17 protein-coding genes are annotated in these 17,574 nt (G+C 49.5%); 14 read left to right on the plus strand and 3 right to left on the minus strand.

The window, feature by feature from the left end; translation table 11 throughout:
* Positions 1 to 10: 10 nt before the first annotated feature.
* The 13 genes from WC592_03940 (at position 11) to lpxI (ending at position 10,731) form a co-directional block, all read left to right on the plus strand.
* Complete coding sequence (locus WC592_03940; GenBank protein MFA4981602.1) at positions 11 to 730, plus strand: 50S ribosomal protein L25; 720 nt, start codon at positions 11 to 13, stop codon at positions 728 to 730.
* A gap of 11 nt (positions 731 to 741) precedes the next feature.
* Complete coding sequence (gene pth / locus WC592_03945; GenBank protein ID MFA4981603.1) at positions 742 to 1,320, plus strand: aminoacyl-tRNA hydrolase; 579 nt, start codon at positions 742 to 744, stop codon at positions 1,318 to 1,320.
* Positions 1,321 to 1,406: 86 nt separating this feature from the next.
* On the plus strand, positions 1,407 to 1,688 hold the full coding sequence (rpsF, locus tag WC592_03950; protein ID MFA4981604.1) for a 30S ribosomal protein S6: 282 nt from the start codon (positions 1,407 to 1,409) through the stop codon (positions 1,686 to 1,688).
* Positions 1,689 to 1,690: 2 nt separating this feature from the next.
* Positions 1,691 to 2,170 (plus strand): single-stranded DNA-binding protein, encoded by a 480-nt coding sequence (locus tag WC592_03955; GenBank protein MFA4981605.1) that lies wholly within the window; start codon positions 1,691 to 1,693, stop codon positions 2,168 to 2,170.
* Positions 2,171 to 2,281: 111 nt separating this feature from the next.
* Positions 2,282 to 2,566 carry a 30S ribosomal protein S18 gene (gene rpsR, locus WC592_03960; GenBank protein MFA4981606.1) on the plus strand — a complete coding sequence of 95 codons (285 nt, stop codon included), beginning with the start codon at positions 2,282 to 2,284 and terminating at the stop codon, positions 2,564 to 2,566.
* Positions 2,567 to 2,598: 32 nt separating this feature from the next.
* Positions 2,599 to 3,042: a 50S ribosomal protein L9 gene (rplI, locus tag WC592_03965; GenBank protein ID MFA4981607.1), complete on the plus strand. Its 444-nt coding sequence runs from the start codon at positions 2,599 to 2,601 to the stop codon at positions 3,040 to 3,042.
* Between the two features lie 164 nt (positions 3,043 to 3,206).
* Complete coding sequence (dnaB, locus tag WC592_03970; protein MFA4981608.1) at positions 3,207 to 4,583, plus strand: replicative DNA helicase; 1,377 nt, start codon at positions 3,207 to 3,209, stop codon at positions 4,581 to 4,583.
* Entirely contained in the window at positions 4,580 to 6,898 is a 2,319-nt protein-coding gene (gene bamA / locus WC592_03975; protein ID MFA4981609.1) for an outer membrane protein assembly factor BamA, read from the plus strand. The genes dnaB and bamA overlap by 4 nt, the downstream gene beginning before the upstream one ends.
* Before the next feature lie 75 nt (positions 6,899 to 6,973).
* A complete protein-coding gene (locus WC592_03980) occupies positions 6,974 to 7,480 on the plus strand; it encodes an OmpH family outer membrane protein (GenBank protein MFA4981610.1) in 507 nt (168 codons plus the stop codon).
* A gap of 17 nt (positions 7,481 to 7,497) precedes the next feature.
* Positions 7,498 to 8,526 (plus strand): UDP-3-O-(3-hydroxymyristoyl)glucosamine N-acyltransferase, encoded by a 1,029-nt coding sequence (gene lpxD / locus WC592_03985; protein ID MFA4981611.1) that lies wholly within the window; start codon positions 7,498 to 7,500, stop codon positions 8,524 to 8,526.
* Positions 8,523 to 9,437 carry a UDP-3-O-acyl-N-acetylglucosamine deacetylase gene (lpxC, locus tag WC592_03990; GenBank protein MFA4981612.1) on the plus strand — a complete coding sequence of 305 codons (915 nt, stop codon included), beginning with the start codon at positions 8,523 to 8,525 and terminating at the stop codon, positions 9,435 to 9,437. Before lpxD ends, lpxC begins: the two co-directional genes overlap by 4 nt.
* A 7-nt stretch (positions 9,438 to 9,444) precedes the next feature.
* On the plus strand, positions 9,445 to 9,921 hold the full coding sequence (gene fabZ, locus WC592_03995) for a 3-hydroxyacyl-ACP dehydratase FabZ (protein MFA4981613.1): 477 nt from the start codon (positions 9,445 to 9,447) through the stop codon (positions 9,919 to 9,921).
* A gap of 6 nt (positions 9,922 to 9,927) precedes the next feature.
* Positions 9,928 to 10,731, plus strand: coding sequence for a UDP-2,3-diacylglucosamine diphosphatase LpxI (lpxI, locus tag WC592_04000; protein ID MFA4981614.1), 804 nt, complete (start codon positions 9,928 to 9,930; stop codon positions 10,729 to 10,731).
* On the opposite strand, the gene glnA is transcribed toward lpxI, so the two are convergent.
* The 3 genes from glnA to WC592_04015 all read right to left on the minus strand — a co-directional run bounded on the left by glnA (position 10,728) and on the right by WC592_04015 (position 15,101).
* Positions 10,728 to 12,062, minus strand: coding sequence for a type I glutamate--ammonia ligase (gene glnA / locus WC592_04005; GenBank protein ID MFA4981615.1), 1,335 nt, complete (start codon positions 12,060 to 12,062; stop codon positions 10,728 to 10,730). The genes lpxI and glnA overlap by 4 nt on opposite strands.
* Before the next feature lie 988 nt (positions 12,063 to 13,050).
* Complete coding sequence (lpxB, locus tag WC592_04010) at positions 13,051 to 14,178, minus strand: lipid-A-disaccharide synthase (GenBank protein ID MFA4981616.1); 1,128 nt, start codon at positions 14,176 to 14,178, stop codon at positions 13,051 to 13,053.
* Positions 14,175 to 15,101 carry a Gfo/Idh/MocA family oxidoreductase gene (locus tag WC592_04015; protein MFA4981617.1) on the minus strand — a complete coding sequence of 309 codons (927 nt, stop codon included), beginning with the start codon at positions 15,099 to 15,101 and terminating at the stop codon, positions 14,175 to 14,177. The genes lpxB and WC592_04015 overlap by 4 nt, the downstream gene beginning before the upstream one ends.
* A gap of 356 nt (positions 15,102 to 15,457) precedes the next feature.
* On the opposite strand from WC592_04015, the gene WC592_04020 reads away from it, so the two are divergent.
* The gene (locus WC592_04020) at positions 15,458 to 17,281 is read left to right on the plus strand and encodes an ABC transporter transmembrane domain-containing protein (GenBank protein ID MFA4981618.1); all 1,824 of its coding nucleotides are present in this window, start codon (positions 15,458 to 15,460) and stop codon (positions 17,279 to 17,281) included.
* The last annotated feature ends 293 nt before the right edge of the window (positions 17,282 to 17,574 follow it).

Here is a 17,574-nt window from a genome sequence, read left to right on the forward strand (position 1 = left end):
AGAGTTACACATGGAAAAGGTGATACTGAAAGCGGAAGTCAGGACTGAAACAGGCAAGAGAATAGCGAAAGACCTTAGGGCAAAAGGCCTTATACCGGCAAATGTTTACAGGCAAGGCAAGGCGGCGCTGAGCCTCCAGGTCGCCAACGTCGAGTTGAAGGATGTCCTGCATACGTCGGCCGGAGAGAACGTTATCATAACGCTGAAGATATCCGGAGGCGCGGTCACTATTAAGGATAAGACCGTGTTGATAAAGGAGATACAGCGTGAGCCTATAAAGGACAGTGTCCTTCATGTCGATTTCAATGAGATATCGTTGACAGAGACGTTGAAGGTTGACGTTCCCATTACCGCCCATGGCGAGCCTGTCGGCGTAAAAGTGGACGGCGGTATCCTGGAACACGTTATGAGAGAACTGCAGGTGGAATGTCTGCCTACAGATATACCCGAGAAGATAGAGGTGGAGATCTCGTCGTTGAAGATAGGGGACGCCGTGTACGTGAAGAGCGTAAAGGTGCCTGATGGCGTCAAGGTCCTTAATGATCCGGAATTGATAGTCATGATAGTGAAGCCTCCTAAGGTAGAGGCTCCGAAAGAGGAAGTCGCCGCTGAAGGCGCGGCGGAACCGGAGCTTATCCGCAAGAAGAAAGAGGAAGAAGCCGGTGAAGGCGAGGAAGGGGCCGCTCCGAAAGAAGGCGAAAAAGGCCCGGCTAAAGAAGAGAAGAAATAGAGGTTAAGTGTATGAAATTCATAGTCGGCCTCGGTAATCCGGGGATGGAGTACCGTTCCACAAAACACAATATGGGTTCTGCGGTAGTAAAGGCCCTGGCGAAAGAGAACCATATCAGGATAAACCAGAAACTCCACTTTTCGCTTGTGGGCAGAGGAAAAATATCCGGAGAGGATGCAGTGCTGGTCCTTCCCGAGACATACATGAACCTATCGGGCCATGCTGTCGGCGAGCTCTTCAGATGCGAGGTAAAAGACGTGAACGACCTCATTATCATATGCGACGACATAAACCTGGAGTTGGGTAAGATAAGGCTTAAGACGCACGGATCCTCCGGAGGGCATAAAGGACTGGAATCGATAGTGGCCACTCTGCGCCGCGACGATTTTCCGCGCCTGCGCGTAGGAATAGCCACGGAAGTTCACAAAGGCGATATAACGAACTACGTCCTTAGTCCTTTCAAACGCAAGGAGATGCGTAATGTGACGCATGTGATATCGTTGGCATCCGACGCCATTACCTGCCTTGTCGGGAAGGGTATCGATATAGCTATGAATAAGTTCAATAAAAGGAAAGTCGGCACGTCATAGAAGTTGAAGAGCGAAGCAGAATGTCTTTGATTTCTTGTTTATGTTGTGGTAGTATCATTGAATGATCAATAAGGAGAGGATAGGTAATGAATAATTACGAAGGGCTTTTCATAATAAAACCCGAGCTTAAAGAAGAAGACGTCAAGAACGTATTTAAGGCAATAGGCGACGCCGTGGTAAAGAACGGCGGCAATGTAAAGAAAGAAGAAAGCTGGGGCAAGCGGCAGCTCGTCTATCCGGTTAAAAAACTCAAGGAAGGCTACTATTACAAGCTCGATTTTGAGGCTCCCGCAAGCGCTGTCTCAAAGCTGGAAGGCGTATGTAAGCTTAACGACGATATATTAAGGACGATGATAACGCGGAGATAGTTATGGCAAATCTCAATAAGGTCTTTCTGATAGGGAATTTAACAAGGGATCCGGAGCTCCGCTACATACCCAGCGGATCGGCCGTAGCTACGTTTACCGTAGCCGTAAATAGGGTATTCAAAAGCCAGACAGGCGAAAAGAAAGAGCAGACCTCTTTTCTCAGGGTCGTAGTATGGGGGCGCCGCGCGGAGGTGTGCGGCGAGTATCTGTCGAAAGGAAGCCCCGTATTCGTGGAGGGGCGGCTGCAGTCGAGGGATTGGCAAACGCAGGACGGCCAGAAGCGGAATACCGTTGAGGTCGTCGCAGATAATATACAATTCTTAAGGATGGGCAAAACCGCGGGTCAGGGGACTTCAGAGGCGCCCGGACCTATGCCGGAGGATATCGCCACCATCAACCTCAGCGAAGAGGCTGAACCGCAGGCGAACGGGAAACCCTCCAGCCAGGCTAATTCAAGCCCAAGCGATGAAGTGCCGTTTTAGAGTCAGACCGAGTTTAGTTAATTGCGTTTATTGGGTTTGTTGGGTTAACGCAATGAACGCAAAAAACGCAACGAACACAATAAACTAACAAGGATATAACGAGGAGAAAAAATGTTTAAACCTTTCAATAAGCCGAAAACGGGTAGGGACGGTAAGCGCGTCAAGAAGGACCCTAAGAAGAAAAAGATATTTAAGAAGAGGCCGTGCAGATTCTGCAATGATAAGGTAGAGAACCTCGATTATCTCGAATATATGAGGTTCCAGAAATTCCTGACTGAGAGAGGCAAGATCATGCCTTCGAGGATCTCGGGAAACTGCGCAAAACACCAGAGACAGCTTGCGAAGGCCATCAGGAAAGCCCGCATCATGGCGCTGCTGCCTTTTGTGGCTGAATAGTAGAGTTAGAGCATAGATACAATGAGGAGAACATGAAAGTTATACTTACACAGAACGTCGATAGGATCGGTTCTATAGGGGACGTCGTTACGGTTAAAGAGGGCTTCGCCAGGAACTTTCTAATCCCAAGTAACAAGGCAAAAGAAGCCACTCCGGGGAACATGAAGATACTCGATCTTTTGAAGAAGAAGAAAGCCTCGGAAGAGGCTAAGATAATAGACGCGGCCAAAAAGATAGCCGATAAGATCTCCAACCTCTCGCTTACTATAGCCGCGCAGGCGGGCGAAGAAGAAAAATTATTCGGATCTGTGTCGAATGACGATATCGCCTCCGCTCTCGCCGGAGAAGGCATAGAGGTGGATAAGAGGGGCATCCAGCTGGAAGAGCCCATAAAGAAGCTTGGAGTATATCAGGTCATAGTCAAGGTCCATCCGGAAGTGAAGGCGAACCTTAGAGTGTGGGTAGTTAAAAAGTAGACAGCTTTGTGTAAAGTTTTATGTGTAATGTGTAATGTTGGTGTAATGTAGCTATGTGTAATGGAAAATTCGCTCTGTCTAATCTTTTTACATTAAACAATAACCCATTAAACTCGCTTTACACATTACACATTTAACATTACACAAAATTGTTAGAGAGTGCTATGGCTCAAGAGTCGATAGAAAAGGTCCCGCCGCAAAACGTAGAAGCCGAGATAGCGGTCATCGGATCCATGCTCTTAGATCACGACGCTATTTCGCAGGCCGTAGAGATATTGAATTCGGATTATTTCTATAAAGAATCCCACAGGAAATTATACTCCGCGATGTTAAGGCTCTTCGACGAGAACAAGGCCGTCGACATCATAACGGTCATGGAAGAGCTCAAGAAGACAAACTCACTTGATGACGCAGGCGGCCCGGCCTACATATCGAGCCTCGCGTCGGCCGTCCCTACCACAGCAAATTTTGTCCATTACGCTAAGATAGTCAAGGAAAAGGCCCTTCTCAGAAACCTCATTAATACAGCCACCCAGATAGTCACCGAATGTTATGATACCACCATGGACGCCGATACGCTTGTGGACAAGGCGGAACAGCGCATATTCGACGTTACATCCAAGAAAGTGGAATCCAGGTTCGTCTCCCTTAGAGAAGTCATAAAAGATTCCATAGAGACCATAGACAACCTTTACCAGAGAAAAGAGAATATTACCGGCATAGCTACCGGCTACAGGGAACTCGATATGAGGACCGCCGGGCTGCAGCCCTCTGACCTGGTGGTTATAGCGGGCCGTCCTTCGATGGGTAAAAGCGCGCTGGCTTCATGCATAGTGGAGCATGCGGGCGTTATCGAAAAAGAGCCGGTCGCGTTCTTCAGCCTTGAAATGTCCAAAGAACAGCTCGTCCAGAGGATGCTATGTTCGCACGCGAGAGTCGACGCGCATAAGGTCAGGACGGGTTTTCTGTCCCAGGCGGATTGGCCGAGGCTCGTCAGCGCGGCCGGAAAGTTATCGGAAGCGCCTATCTACATAGATGATTCACCGGGCATAACGGTCCTGGAGCTGAGGGCTAAGGCACGGCGGCTAAAGGCCCAGTTCGATATTAAATTGATAGTGCTCGATTATCTCCAGCTTATGCAGGGGCCCGCTAGATCCGAATCGAGGCAGCAGGAGATATCCGAGATATCCAGGTCGCTGAAGGCTATAGCCAAAGAGTTGAAGGTGCCGCTCATCGCTATAAGCCAGTTGTCGCGCGCTGTGGAGCAAAGGTCCGACCACAGGCCCCAGCTTTCCGACTTGAGGGAGTCGGGCGCTATTGAACAGGATGCCGACCTGGTGCTGCTTCTCTTGAGAGAGGAGTATTACAACCCGACCGATGAGAACAAGGGTATTGCGGAGGTCATAATAGCTAAGCAGAGGAACGGCCCAGTAGGGAGCCTGAACCTCGCGTTTCTCGGAGAGTATATGCGTTTTGAGAACATTGCCCAGAAGTCGGAAGATTTTGTCGACGTGGATATGGAAAAGATGGAGAGAGTGTGAGACGCTACAAAATAATCGCGATCCTTATATTGCCTGTGATGCTGTGCGGCGTTTTTACGGCCGTTTCTTATTCACAAGGCGCCGCCGGGAACGAGGGAAGGACCATTGCAAGCGTAAATGTAAAGAATAACAGGGTCATCAGCACCGAGACCATATTAGCCAAGATAAAGACGAGGGCGCAGGAAAAATTCAGTCAGGATGTCGTTAACGACGATATAAAAAGACTTTATGCGATGCAGTTCTTTACCGATATATCAATAGACGTGGAAGAGCGCGACGACGGCGTGGCCGTGACGTTCCTTGTGGAAGAGAAACCGGTCATCGAAGATATCGTTTTTAAGGGCAATACGGCCCTGCGGAGCCAGAAGCTTAAATCGACGATGAAATCGAAACCCAATGAAATGCTTAATCTCACTTTGCTGGCCCAGGATATAGCCGAAATAAAAGAACAATATATAAAGAAAGGTTATCCGCTCGCGGAGGTCGCGTATACGCTTGGTGTGGATAAAGAGACCAATAAGGCGACCATTAACATCGCGGTAGACGAAAAGACGCATATAAAGGTGGCGAGCATCAACATCTCCGGCAATAAGGCCGTACCTACAAACAAGATAAAGAAGATATTGGGGACGAAGCCCGCATGGCTCTTCAACCCGGGAGTATTTAAAGAAGAAGTTTTACAGGAGGACCTCGACAAGATAAGGGCTATGTACGACGATATAGGGTATCTTGACGTTGACGCCGTGCCGAGATTGGATTACATAGAGAACGGCACTAAACTCAACATCAATGTGGATGTGATAGAAGGCAAGCAGTATAAGGTCGGCGACATATCGGTAAAAGGCAACCTCGTCCTGCCCGAAAAAGACGTTAACGGCAGGATAACGATGAAGAAGGGGAAACCTTTTTCTACCAGGATGCTGCGCGATGATTCCTCGGCCGTAAGGCAATATTATTATAAATATGGGTATATGAACGTCATTGTCGATGTGGATCGGCAGCTGAACCAGGATACGGGTGATATCGATATCGTATATAATGTCGACGCCAAAGAGATCGTGTATGTCGGCAAGATAGAGGTTAAGGGCAATACGAAGACCAGGGATGTCGTGGTCAGGAGGGAAGTCAGGCTGTACCCCGGAGATAAGTTCGACGGAGACAAGATAAGGCGTTCGAAGGAGAGGATATATAACCTCGGATTTTTCGAGAACGTCGGTTTCGATACCGAGGCGACCGGGAATCCGAATGTCCAGGATCTCGTAGTGAACGTCAAAGAGACGAAGACCGGCGAATTCTCCTTCGGCGGCGGGTATAGTTCGGTGGATATGTTATTGGGCTTCGTGGAGATAACGCAGAGGAATTTCGATCTCTTGAATTTCCCTTCATTTACCGGCGCCGGACAGAACCTGTCGATCAAGGCCGAGATAGGCATGGTCAGGAATAATTTCGATCTGGCATGGACAGAGCCGTGGATATTCGGATATCCCTACCTTTTCGGGTTCGACGTTTACAGGACGACCCATTACCAGAAAGGCGAGCTGGGATGGGCGTATGATGAGTCCAGGACGGGATTCAACATGAGGCTGGGAAAAGAGTTTACGGATTATATCAGGGCCGATCTTAACTACAGGATAGAGGAAGTACAGATATCGGATGTCATCGATAACGCGTCCCAGGACTTCAAAGACGAAGCGGGAAAGAATTGGATATCGAAATTGACGTTCGACCTTACAGTAGATACCCGGGATAACATATTCAATCCTATGAGAGGTTACGTAGCCAACGGTTACGTAGAGAACGCCGGCGGCATCATAATGGGCGATAAGGATTTCGTAAAAGGCGGCGCCTCGGCGGCGTATTACCATACATTCTTCCAAAAAATAGTCCTCGAGGTAAAGGGAAGGCTCGGTCTCGAGAGCGCGTATAGCGATACGGCAAAGGTGCCCATATACGAACGGTTCTACGCCGGCGGAGCGAATACAATACGCGGATATAAGGAAAGACGCGTGGGCCCGAGAGATACCGGGTCCAATGAGCCCATAGGAGGCGAGAGCATGCTTATAGGCAACGCGGAACTTACCTTCCCTATATACGAGAGGGTGATAAAAGGGGCGGTATTCTATGACGTAGGTAATGTATGGGGTAAGATGGGAGATTTTGTCAGAGGCGGGGAATTTCGTTCCGGCGCGGGAGTCGGCTTAAGGGTTAAGACCCCGGTCGGTCCCGTGAAGGTGGATTACGGTTATCCGCTGAATAAGAATTATCAGGACGAAAGGACCGGAGAGTTCTATTTCAGTATGTCGAGGGGGTTTTAGGGGCGTAGTTATAAGTCGTAAGTTTTAAGTTGTAAGATAAAAAAATAGATGCGAAATTTAAAAAAGGGGGAGAAGATGAAGAAGCTGATGGTTTTAGCGGTAGCGGCAGTTTTTGCATTTGGCCTTTTCACCGGCGTGGCGGGAGAGGTTTACGCTAAGGAATACAAGCTCGCTTATGTAGACCTGGCGAAAGTATTTGATGAATATAAGAAGACTAAGGATTCGGAAAAAAACCTAGAAGAAAAAGGCAAGGCGAAAGAGGCCGAACGGAATAAGATGGTAGATGAATTGAGGAAACTCAAGGATGAGCAGGCTCTTCTTTCGGAAAAAGGCAAGGCCGATAAGCAGAAGGTCATAGATGAGAAGATAAAAGTTCTGCAGGCATTCGATAGTAAGGCCCAGGCCGAGCTCATGAAGGAGAGGAACGATCTTCTTGGCGGCATCATGAAGGACATAGAAAAGGTCATCGGCGACTACGCTAAAGAAGCGGGTTACGACATAGTGCTCAATTCGCGCATGCTGTTATACGGCGGAGAACAGTACGACGTGACGGCTGAGGTACTCAAAAGGCTGAATAAGTAAACCGCATCGATAAATATATGTCTAAAAAAGTAAAGGAAATAGCGCGGTTCATCGGCGGCGAAGTCGTCGGCGACGGCGAGATTTTGATAAAAGGCATAAACGGCATTAATGAGGCGCGCGAAGGGGACCTCTCTTTCCTGCTGAACATTAAATGCGACGGTCTGCTGGAGAAGACGTGCGCCAGCTGCGTAGTGGTGCCGAAGACCATAAAGAAGAGTTGTCAGAAACCTCTTATCAAGGTCGATGACCCGTCGACCGCTTTCTCTAAGATAATCGATGTCCTGTTCCCGGAAAGGATCCCGCATCCGAAAGGTGTCCATCCTACGGCGGTGATATCGAAGAGCGCCAGGCTCTCCCGCAACGCCGCTGTGGGGCCGTATGCTGTCATCGAGGACGGCGCCGAGATAGGCGATAATACCGCGATTTATCCATTCTGCTATGTAGGCAAAAATGCCAAAGTAGGTAAAGACTGTATTATATATCCCAATGTCACCGTCAGGGAAGAGGTGATCATCGGGAATAGAGTCATAATACATTCCGGCACGATAGTCGGAAGCGACGGGTTCGGTTACGATGTCCAGCCGGATGGGACCTTTTTTAAGATACCGCAGGTAGGAACCGTCGTCCTGGAAGATGACGTCGAATTGGGCGCCTGCGTAACGATAGACCGCGCCAGATTTAATAAGACTGTAATAGGTAAGGGGTCCAAGATAGACAATCTGGTCCAGATAGCGCACAATGTCATCCTGGGCCCGAATTGCGTTATAGCGGCTCAAACAGGTATATCCGGGAGCACCGAACTTGGCAGGAACGTGATATTCGGGGGCCAGGTAGGAGTGGCGGACCATCTTAAGATAGGTGACTTTGTCCGCGCCGGCGCCAAGACCGGCATATCTAAATCTTTTCCCGCCAACACTACTTTGTTCTGGTATCCGGCAAAACCGGTAGATAAGGCGAGAGATATCATAGCGTCTATCGGGCTCTTGCCCAAACTCTATGAACGCGTCCGCGCGCTGGAATCCAGGATAAAAGAATTAGAGAAGTGATCCCTATTAGACAAAGGACGATAAAAGATCAGGTTGTGGTGGAAGGCGTCGGCCTCCAGACAGGCAAGCCGATAACATTAAAGCTTAACAGCGCCCCCGCAAATTCAGGCGTAAATTTCATAAGGACCGATCTTCCAAATAAACCCCTTTTAAACATACGATCTTTAGGCCCAACTATGAACCAGAACATTCTCCCCAAACACTCCGGGGGTTCGGTTCATAGTTGCCATGAACCGAACGAAGTTCTGGTTCATGGCAAGGCCCCGGAACGCAGGACTACTCTGGGCACAGGCCCACTCCAGATACAGACAACGGAACATTTTCTCGCCGCTCTTTCAGGCCTCGGTATAGATAATATAACCGCCGAATTGGATAATGTAGAACTGCCCGGCCTGGACGGAAGCGCATTAGGCTTTGTCGAGGCGTTGAAGAAGGCCGGGATGCGGGAGCAGGACGAGCCCCGGAAGGTATTGAAAGCGGAGAACGCTGTTTGGGTCAGGGGCGATGACAATATATTGGCTGTCTTTCCGAGCGATGAATTCAAGATCTCGTACACGATGTCTTACAAGAACCCGTCTCTCGGGACCCATTTTTTTGAGATAGCCGTGAACGAAAAGTCCTTTGAAAAGGAGATAGCGCCGGCAAGGACGTTCTGCCTGAAAGAAGAGGCCCTCATACTTTTGAAGATGGGGTTGGGCAAGGGAGCCAATTACGATAACACCCTTGTAATAAGTAAAGAGGGCCCGGTGAAGAATAAACTGAGGTTCGCCGATGAACCTGTCAGGCATAAAGTGCTCGATCTCATAGGAGACCTCTATATACTGGGTATGCCGCTTATCGGTCATGTAGTAGCTGTAAAGAGCGGCCATAAATTGAATATGGAACTTGTGAAGAAACTTAAAAAGGAGTGAGCTATAGATGGGTGAAAAAGCGCTTGATATATTAGGGAAGACGCTGGATATAAACCAGATACAGCAGATATTGCCCCACAGGTATCCGTTCCTGTTCGTCGACAAGATAGTCGAAGTAAGCGAAAAAAAGGTCGTCGGCATTAAGAATGTCACTATAAACGAACCTTTCTTTCAGGGCCACTTTCCGGGGCATCCGATAATGCCGGGAGTCCTTATCATAGAGGCGATGGCCCAGGTAGGCGGCGTCGGCGCGCTCAATATGAGAGATAACCTGGGAAAGCTTGCGTATTTTTTAAGCATAAATAACGCCAGATTTCGGAAGCCGGTGCTGCCCGGAGACGTCTTGAGGATAGAGGTCGATCTCCTGAAGACAAAGCTTAGCGTCATGCAGGTACATGCGGTGGCAAAGGTCGGTGATGATGTGGTTGCCGAGGCAGACCTCATGTTCGCGTTCATCAGGTCGTCTGAAGAAGAGAAGAAATAATATAAAATGACAAGAATAGGTCTGGTCGCAGGTTCAGGTAAGCTTCCTTCTGTTTTTGCCCGCGTGGCGAAAGACAAAGGGGATATTGTGATAGCGTTCGCCCTTAAAGGGGTGACCGATTCGGGTCTGGAAGAGCACGTCCACAAGATACACTGGTTCGAATGGGGCGATCTCAAGAAGGCTGTCCTATTGCTGGCTGCCGAGAGGATAAGGAAGATCGTAATGCTGGGCAAGGTAAAGAAAGAGACGGTCTTTAAAGACGACAAGAATCTTGACGCCGACGCAAAGTCGATCCTGAATAAGATCGACGGAAAGCAGGACTACCAGATACTTAACGGGATAGCCGATTTTCTGGGTAAATTCGGCGTTGAGGTCCTCGATTCCACCACATATCTTAAAGACCTTATACCCTCTAAGGGCCTTCTTACCAGGAGAGAGCCTACAAAAAAGGAGCTGGAAGATATAGAATACGGTAGTTCTGTCGCAAGAACGATGTCCATGTTCGATATAGGCCAGACGATCGCCGTGAAAGACAGGTCTGTCATCGCCGTGGAAGCCGCTGAGGGGACGGATGAGACGATCCTCCGCTCCGGCTCCCTTGTCAAGGGCGGATTCGTCGTAGTGAAAGTCGCGCGTCCTAACCAGGATATGCGGCTCGATGTGCCGCTTATCGGGCCGGATACTCTTATGACTCTTATAAAGGCAGGCGGCAGCGTTCTCGCCCTTGAGGAAAAAAAGACCATCCTTATGGATAAGGATGGTCTTGTAAAGCTCGCCGACGAAAACGGAATATCCGTCGTAATAATTTAGAGCAGCGGCAGGTACTTCTTGATCTCGTAGCCCGTTATCTGCGTCCTGTAGTCCTCCCACTCCTTCTTCTTATTTATCAGGAACCTTGTGAATATATGCTCTCCGAGCGCCTCTTTTACCAGGGCGCTCTTTTCAGTCTCCGCTATGGCTTGATAGAGATTCCCCGGCAACGCTACGAGGCCCCTGTGTTCCCGCTCGGACATCTCCATCTTGTATATGTTCGGCTCGACCGGCTCAGGCGCCTTATATTGTTTCTCTATGCCGTCGAGTCCGGCGGCCAGCATGACGGCGAAGGCCAGATACGGATTGGCTGACGGGTCCGGGCACCGCAGCTCAGCCCTCGTTGCCTTCTCGTTCCCGGGCCTGTATACCGGCACCCTTATAAGCGCCGTCCTGTTCTTTTGCGCCCATGACGAGTATACCGGCGCCTCATATCCCGCGACAAGCCTCTTATAAGAATTGACCCATTGCGCGGTAAGGGCGCATATCTCTCTGGAGTGTTTTATCTGCCCGGCTATGAAATGTTTCGCGATGGCCGACAGGTGGTGCTTGTCGTCTCTGTCATAAAAAGCGTTCTTGTCGCCTTTGAACAAGGATTGATGGACGTGCATACCGCTCCCGGCCACGCCGTATATGGGCTTAGGCATGAAGGTAGCGTAGACGCCATGAGCCTTTGCCACTTCCTTTATGCAGTATCTGGCCGTTATGATATTATCGGCCATAGTTAAAGCCTTGCTGTACCTTAAGTCTATCTCGTGCTGGGACGGGGCGACTTCGTGGTGGCTCGCCTCCATGGGTATGCCCATCTTTTCCAGTATCCCGACGGTCTTGTTCCTCAAGACGTCCGCGATATCATTAGGGATGAGCTCAAAATATGTCCCTTCGTCCAGGGTCTCAGGAGCTTTCTCGGATTTAAAGTAGAAATATTCAAGCTCCGGGCCTATGTAAAGGGTCAGCCCCATCTTTTCGGCCCTATCAAGCTGCCTTTTCAGCGCGTATCTGGAGTCGCCGGCATAAGGCGTCCTATCGGGGTTCAGTATGTCGCAGAATAACCTTGCTACCGGTTCGGCCGATCCCTCCCACGGCAGTATCTGGAACGTCGCCGGGTCAGGCATCGCTATGATATCGGATTCCTGCGCCTCGGCAAAGCCCGTCACCGAAGAGCCGTCGAATCCCTTGCCGTGGTAGAGCGCCTCCTCGAGGTCCCTCGGCGTTATAGAAACGCACTTCAATATGCCGAGGATATCGACGAACCATAATTGTATGGTGTTGATGTTATTGTCCTTTACCATCTTAAGGACTTTGGCTTCGCTTCCTTTTCCGCGCAGCATCTTCTTCATATCAGCCTCTTTATGGTGGCTTTCGCCCTTTTTAAGTTTTGCTGCCTCATCGTTGTCGATGATATATTGCCTGCCCGCCCTGGTAGCTTTTATCGTGCCCTTATTTATCCTGTCTATGACGGCCTGTCTCGATATACCCATCACCTTGGCCAATTGTGTAGGGCTTATGTATCCTTGTGCCATAATATCTCCTTTGCTTGACAATTGTCAAGTCTATCATACAGCTTGTCACTTGTCAAGTGTAAAGTGGGGAAAATTTTTCTGCTCCACCACAGGGCAGCTTAACGGCAGGCGCCCTTTCGGCTAATTTTGCCGTCAAGAGTATTTGGGTTTAGTATTAATAATAAATTTTTCACCTTGCTGTTATGGAGACAGCGGCTTAAAAAGAGTTTGTGTTGCGGTGCGGCCTCGGCAAAATATAACGCCTCAAGGGCTACCTGCCGTTATCTGCCCCTGCAGTCGGAGCGAAGAAATTTTATTGAGGTGGCAGGTTAGAAGCATCTTCGGCAATCGCCCAAAAGTTCCCTGCCCGCCGGCATGAATCTAAGTCGGGCAGGCGGGCGCCATCTGAGACAGGGGTGAAGAAATTTTACTGGGGGGCAGGTTAAAAGTTGCTTCGGCTAGCGCCCGAAAGCACTGCCACCTGGGGAGCGAAAAATTTTCCAGGTGGAGCGAGTTGGAAATTTTTACAGCTGGGTAATGCTGTATGGCCACGAGGCCATGTGGGTTGAGCCGTAAATTTTGCTAAGATTATAGCTATTACCCAAAGCATATTGAAGCAGGGCACCCATAAGAACTGAATAAAGCGGATTAATTTCTACAAAACTGATCATTCTTGAAAGCAAAATTAGGCGAAGCCCACGGCCGAGATGGCCATTGGGGATAGGGTGTAAAAATTTCATAAGGAGCGAATATTTTCAGTGCTCACATAACGAGGCTTAGGTTTGAGCTAAATACGTAAAAATTTCATAGTAGCGAATTATTGAAGCAGAGGAAGGATGGATTTGGCGGCGCGGAGGCGCGCGCCGGGTCCGCCTAAAGAAACCTTGACGGCCTGCAGGTCGCTTAGCATGGCGGCCATCTTGCCGGCGTTTTCCATTATCTCGACGGACTTGGCGGCTATATTAGCCGGCGTTGCGTCGTACTGCAAGAGTTCCGGCACCACTTCTTTTCCGGCGATGACATTGACGAGACCCACGAAGGGAGACTTCATGACGGCCTTATATAATATATATGTCAGGAAGCTTGTCTTATACATCATGACAAAAGGCGTCCCTATTATGGCGGTCTCAAGAGTTGCCGTCCCCGACGCTACTATTGCGAAGTCGGAGGCGCCCACGATATTATATGTATCGCTTGTAGCGATCCTGACGTCGAGGCCTGAATTGCCGACCGCTTCTTCGTAGAAACGTAAGGGAAGGCCGGGATGGCGCGCTATTATGAATTGCGCGCCTTTCAGTTTGTCGTTCAGGATGCCTGCGGCGGACAGCATCACCGGAAGGAAAGACCTTACCTCGAGAGAGCGCGAGCCGGGCAGGAGGGCGATCGTCTTCTTTCCTTTTAAAAGATCGTACGCCTTCATTACGTCATCCTTGGGCAGAGTCATCTTAACTATATCGACTAGGGGATGGCCCACAAATTCCGCGTCCACTCCGTATCTCTTGTACAGCTCCTCCTCGAACTTGAAAAATACGATCATCTTCTTTACGCATCTCTTAATTATCTCGATCCTGTCGAGCCCCCACGCCCATATCTGCGGGCTTATGTAGTATACGACGGGTATCGACCTCTTCTTCAGGGCTTTTGCCAGTCTCAGGTTAAAGCCGGGGTAGTCGACCAGTATGGCCAGGTCCGGCTTTTGGGCTTCTATCTTCGACATGACCGCCTTATAGGCTTTTCCGACGGTAGCTATGTTCTTTACCACCTCGACCGCGCCGACCAACGCCAGTTTCGATATGTCGAAGATGACTTCAACGCCGGCCTCTTTGGAGAGTTCGCCGCCGGGCCCGAAAAAACGCAAGCCCTGCCGCATAGATCTTAAGTCTTTTACGAGATTGGAAGCATGTAGGTCGCCGGACGGTTCTCCGGCCACTATGAGGATATTCATGGTTTCTTGGAAGGTAGTATCTTTTCCGTTATTTGAAGCGCTACCTGAAGGGCGCGCTTTCCTTCTACGCCGGAAACCTTAGGCCGCTTGCCGGTCCTTACGCATTCGATGAACGACTTCAACTCCCGCTTCAACGCCTCTTTCTTCTTTATCTTTATCTTCTCTTTTATTATCCTATCATCGGTCTTTTTGAATATCGCGGCGTCCTGGGTGACGTAGTCCAGCGAAACGTAGGAGTCTTCCTGGAATATGCGCATCTTCCTGACGACGTCTTTTGTGACGCGGCTCGCCGTTATGTCGGCGATCGTCCCGTCTTCGAATGTCAGTCGGACGTTCGCGACGTCTTCATGGTCCGATATTGTGCTAAGCCCCACAGCCTCTATATTGACTACATCCTGCTCCATCAGTCCCAGGACTATGTCTATATCGTGTATCATGAGGTCCAGGACCACGCCCACGTCCTTCACCCTCTTGTGAAACGGCCCAAGCCTCTGGCATTCTATGAATTTCGGTTTCTTGAGATAAGGCTCTATCGCGAGGACCGCCGAATTGAACCTTTCGATATGGCCCACCTGGATTATGAGGTTCCTGTCCCTGGCTATCTGGACCAGCTCTTCAGCTTCCGAAAGGGTCTTTGTGATCGGTTTTTCTATTAAGACGTGAATGTCGTGGTTCAGGAACTCTTTGGCTATGTTGTAATGCAGACTCGTGGGGACGGCTATACTTACGGCTTGGACCTTATCAAAAAGCTCTTCATAATCGGCATAACTGGAAGTATGGTACTTCTTACCGGCCTCCAGGGCCTGCTCCAGGTTGCAGTCGCATATGCCTACCAGTTTTACGTTGTCGAGCCTCGAATAGACCTTGGTGTGGAATGTGCCCAGACGGCCGACACCTACTACTCCGATTTTTATCTTTTCCATGCTATTTCCTCAGGTACACAAGGGTGGATTATATCACTAATGTACCGCTTTTGCAAGAAGTTAACCAATAATCTATGTTAGACCTACGAGGAGTGCCCCGCCGATTCTTTCACTCGGGGCGGGATCCCGCCCCGAGTCTTATTCCGGGCGGGGATTACTTAGGCTCGTCACACCTCGTAGGTGATAGGTCATCTTCAAATTTGCCTCGACAACCCGGTGCCATTGTGTTAATATATGAAGCCGTTGTGGTCTAAGTTTGGAATTTTCATTCGCACTGGCGAAATCCCGCCCCTAATACCTGCATCCTAAAGACTGCGGTCTGAATTGGCGGGATGAATCCCCTGATTGGATAAAATATGAATAAATACGCGAGGCTCGTAAGGTTCGTTATACCGCACGCATGGGAGCTTGTGCTGGCCGCTGTCTGCATGGTCATCACATCCGCATTCGGCGGCGTATCCATAAGCATGATAATACCGCTTGTGGATAAGGTAATAGCCGGCAAGAAGATAATGGTGCCGGGAAACGTGCCTTTGCCTGCCCCGATCCAGTACCTTTTAGATGCAGCTAACTCTATGTCAGCCATGGAGTTGTTGAACAGCATGATGATAATTGTCACGGTGCTGTGGCTATTAAAGAACTTCTTCGGATTCTACCAGACATATCTGATGAACGACGTATCCCAGCGCGTCATAAGGGATGTCAAGAACACCATATACAAGAAATTTCTCACCCTTTCCATGGATTTTTATTCAAGGAACTCTACCGGCAAATTGATGTCCAGAGTGACATACGACGCCGCTATAATAAGGGATTCCATATCCTCGGGCCTCACGGACCTTTTTTACCAGCCTATCCAGCTCATCATCTACATGTCGATGTTGATAGGGATAAAGGTATACTTCTCCATATCCTGGGTGCTTATAGTCATAAGCATAGGGATATTCCTGCTGGTGGTATACCCGGTGATGCTGATAGGCAAGAAACTTAAAGCCATATCCAAGAAATCTCAGGAGAAGATGGGGGATATAACCACGACCCTGCACGAGACGATATCGGGCGTGCGTGTCGTAAAGGCCTTCTCCATGGAAGATTATGAAGCGAAAAAATTCGCCGACCAGAATAACTACTTCTATAAGCTTGAAATGAAATCGGTGAAGAGGATGGCCGTTGTCAGCCCGTTGACGGAATTCGTCGGGATGATCTGCGTTGCGGTGATCCTGTGGATAGCGGGTAAGGAGATAGTCTCGGGTGCGTTGTCTGCGGGCGCTTTTGTCACGTTCCTCGCATGCATGCTCTCCATATTGAAGCCAATCAAGCGTCTCACGAACGTATACAATATAAACCAGCAAGCGCTTGCGGCCGCCGACAGGATATTCGAGACTCTCGACGCGAACCCTTCAGTAATGGAGAAGCCCGGGGCCGTAGAATTGCCAAGGATAAGAGAGCGCGTGGCATTGAGACACGTCTATTTCAGGTACGAGGATAAGGATATATTAAAAGATATAAATATTGAGGTGAAGGTCGGCGAGATCGCGGCGTTTGTGGGCCCAAGCGGCGTCGGCAAGACTACGCTGGTCAATCTGGTCCCGCGTTTTTATGATGTTACTGAGGGGCAAATCCTGGTCGACGGCATAGATGTCCGGGATTGTACGCTGAAATCGCTCATGGGCCAGATAGGCATCGTTACGCAGGAGACGATATTATTTAATGATACGGTCGCCTCGAACATAGCCTACGGCACCAGGAGTTTCGATAAGGACGGCGTGATGAGGGCCGCCAAGATAGCTAACGCCCACGATTTTATAATGAGGATGCCAAAGGGTTACGAGACGATGATCGGCGAGCGCGGGTTCAGGCTTTCAGGCGGCGAGAAGCAGAGGCTTGCCATAGCCAGGGCCGTCTTCAAAGACCCGCCGATCCTGATACTCGATGAGGCGACCTCCCAGCTCGATACGGAGTCCGAGATACTGGTCCAGGAGGCCATAGACAGGATGATGAAGGGCAGGACGGTCTTCGTCATCGCCCACCGCCTGAGCACGATAAAACACGCCACATCAATATATGTATTGGACGCCGGCAGGGTGGTCGACAAGGGCTCGCATGAGGAGCTTATCGCGAAAGAGGGCCTCTATAAGCGCCTTTATGACATGCAGTTCAGGGATAATGTGTTGAGGTAAAATTTTTCGCCTCGCCACAGGGCAGCTTAACGGCAGGCGCCCTTTCGGCTAATTTTGCCGTCAAGAGTATATAGGTCAATGTTTGTAATTAATTTTTATTTTGCTGTTATGCAGACAACGGCTTTAAGGAATTTGGGTGTAGTGCGGTGTCGACAAAATATAACGCCTCAAGGGCAACCTGCCGTTATCTGCCCTTGCAGTTAAGAGCGAAGAAATTTTGCTGAGGGGGCAGGTTAAAAGCCGCTCCGGCAATCGCCCAAAAGTTCTGCCACCTGAGTAGCGAAAAATTTTAG

It is taken from the genome of Candidatus Omnitrophota bacterium (assembly GCA_041648975.1).
Classification (GTDB): Bacteria; Omnitrophota; Gorgyraeia; order 2-01-FULL-45-10; family 2-01-FULL-45-10; genus JAQUSE01.

Coding starts and splice junctions, on each gene's coding strand:
- WC592_04020 (MFA4981618.1), top strand. CDS start 15,458: ATGAATAAATACGCGAGGCTCGTAAGGTTCGTTATACCGCACGCATGG.
- rpsR (MFA4981606.1), top strand. CDS start 2,282: ATGTTTAAACCTTTCAATAAGCCGAAAACGGGTAGGGACGGTAAGCGC.
- pth (MFA4981603.1), top strand. CDS start 742: ATGAAATTCATAGTCGGCCTCGGTAATCCGGGGATGGAGTACCGTTCC.
- WC592_03955 (MFA4981605.1), top strand. CDS start 1,691: ATGGCAAATCTCAATAAGGTCTTTCTGATAGGGAATTTAACAAGGGAT.
- WC592_04015 (MFA4981617.1), bottom strand. CDS start 15,101: ATGGAAAAGATAAAAATCGGAGTAGTAGGTGTCGGCCGTCTGGGCACA.
- lpxD (MFA4981611.1), top strand. CDS start 7,498: ATGTCTAAAAAAGTAAAGGAAATAGCGCGGTTCATCGGCGGCGAAGTC.
- rplI (MFA4981607.1), top strand. CDS start 2,599: ATGAAAGTTATACTTACACAGAACGTCGATAGGATCGGTTCTATAGGG.
- WC592_03980 (MFA4981610.1), top strand. CDS start 6,974: ATGAAGAAGCTGATGGTTTTAGCGGTAGCGGCAGTTTTTGCATTTGGC.
- lpxB (MFA4981616.1), bottom strand. CDS start 14,178: ATGAATATCCTCATAGTGGCCGGAGAACCGTCCGGCGACCTACATGCT.
- dnaB (MFA4981608.1), top strand. CDS start 3,207: ATGGCTCAAGAGTCGATAGAAAAGGTCCCGCCGCAAAACGTAGAAGCC.
- glnA (MFA4981615.1), bottom strand. CDS start 12,062: ATGCTGCGCGGAAAAGGAAGCGAAGCCAAAGTCCTTAAGATGGTAAAG.
- WC592_03940 (MFA4981602.1), top strand. CDS start 11: ATGGAAAAGGTGATACTGAAAGCGGAAGTCAGGACTGAAACAGGCAAG.
- rpsF (MFA4981604.1), top strand. CDS start 1,407: ATGAATAATTACGAAGGGCTTTTCATAATAAAACCCGAGCTTAAAGAA.
- lpxI (MFA4981614.1), top strand. CDS start 9,928: ATGACAAGAATAGGTCTGGTCGCAGGTTCAGGTAAGCTTCCTTCTGTT.
- fabZ (MFA4981613.1), top strand. CDS start 9,445: ATGGGTGAAAAAGCGCTTGATATATTAGGGAAGACGCTGGATATAAAC.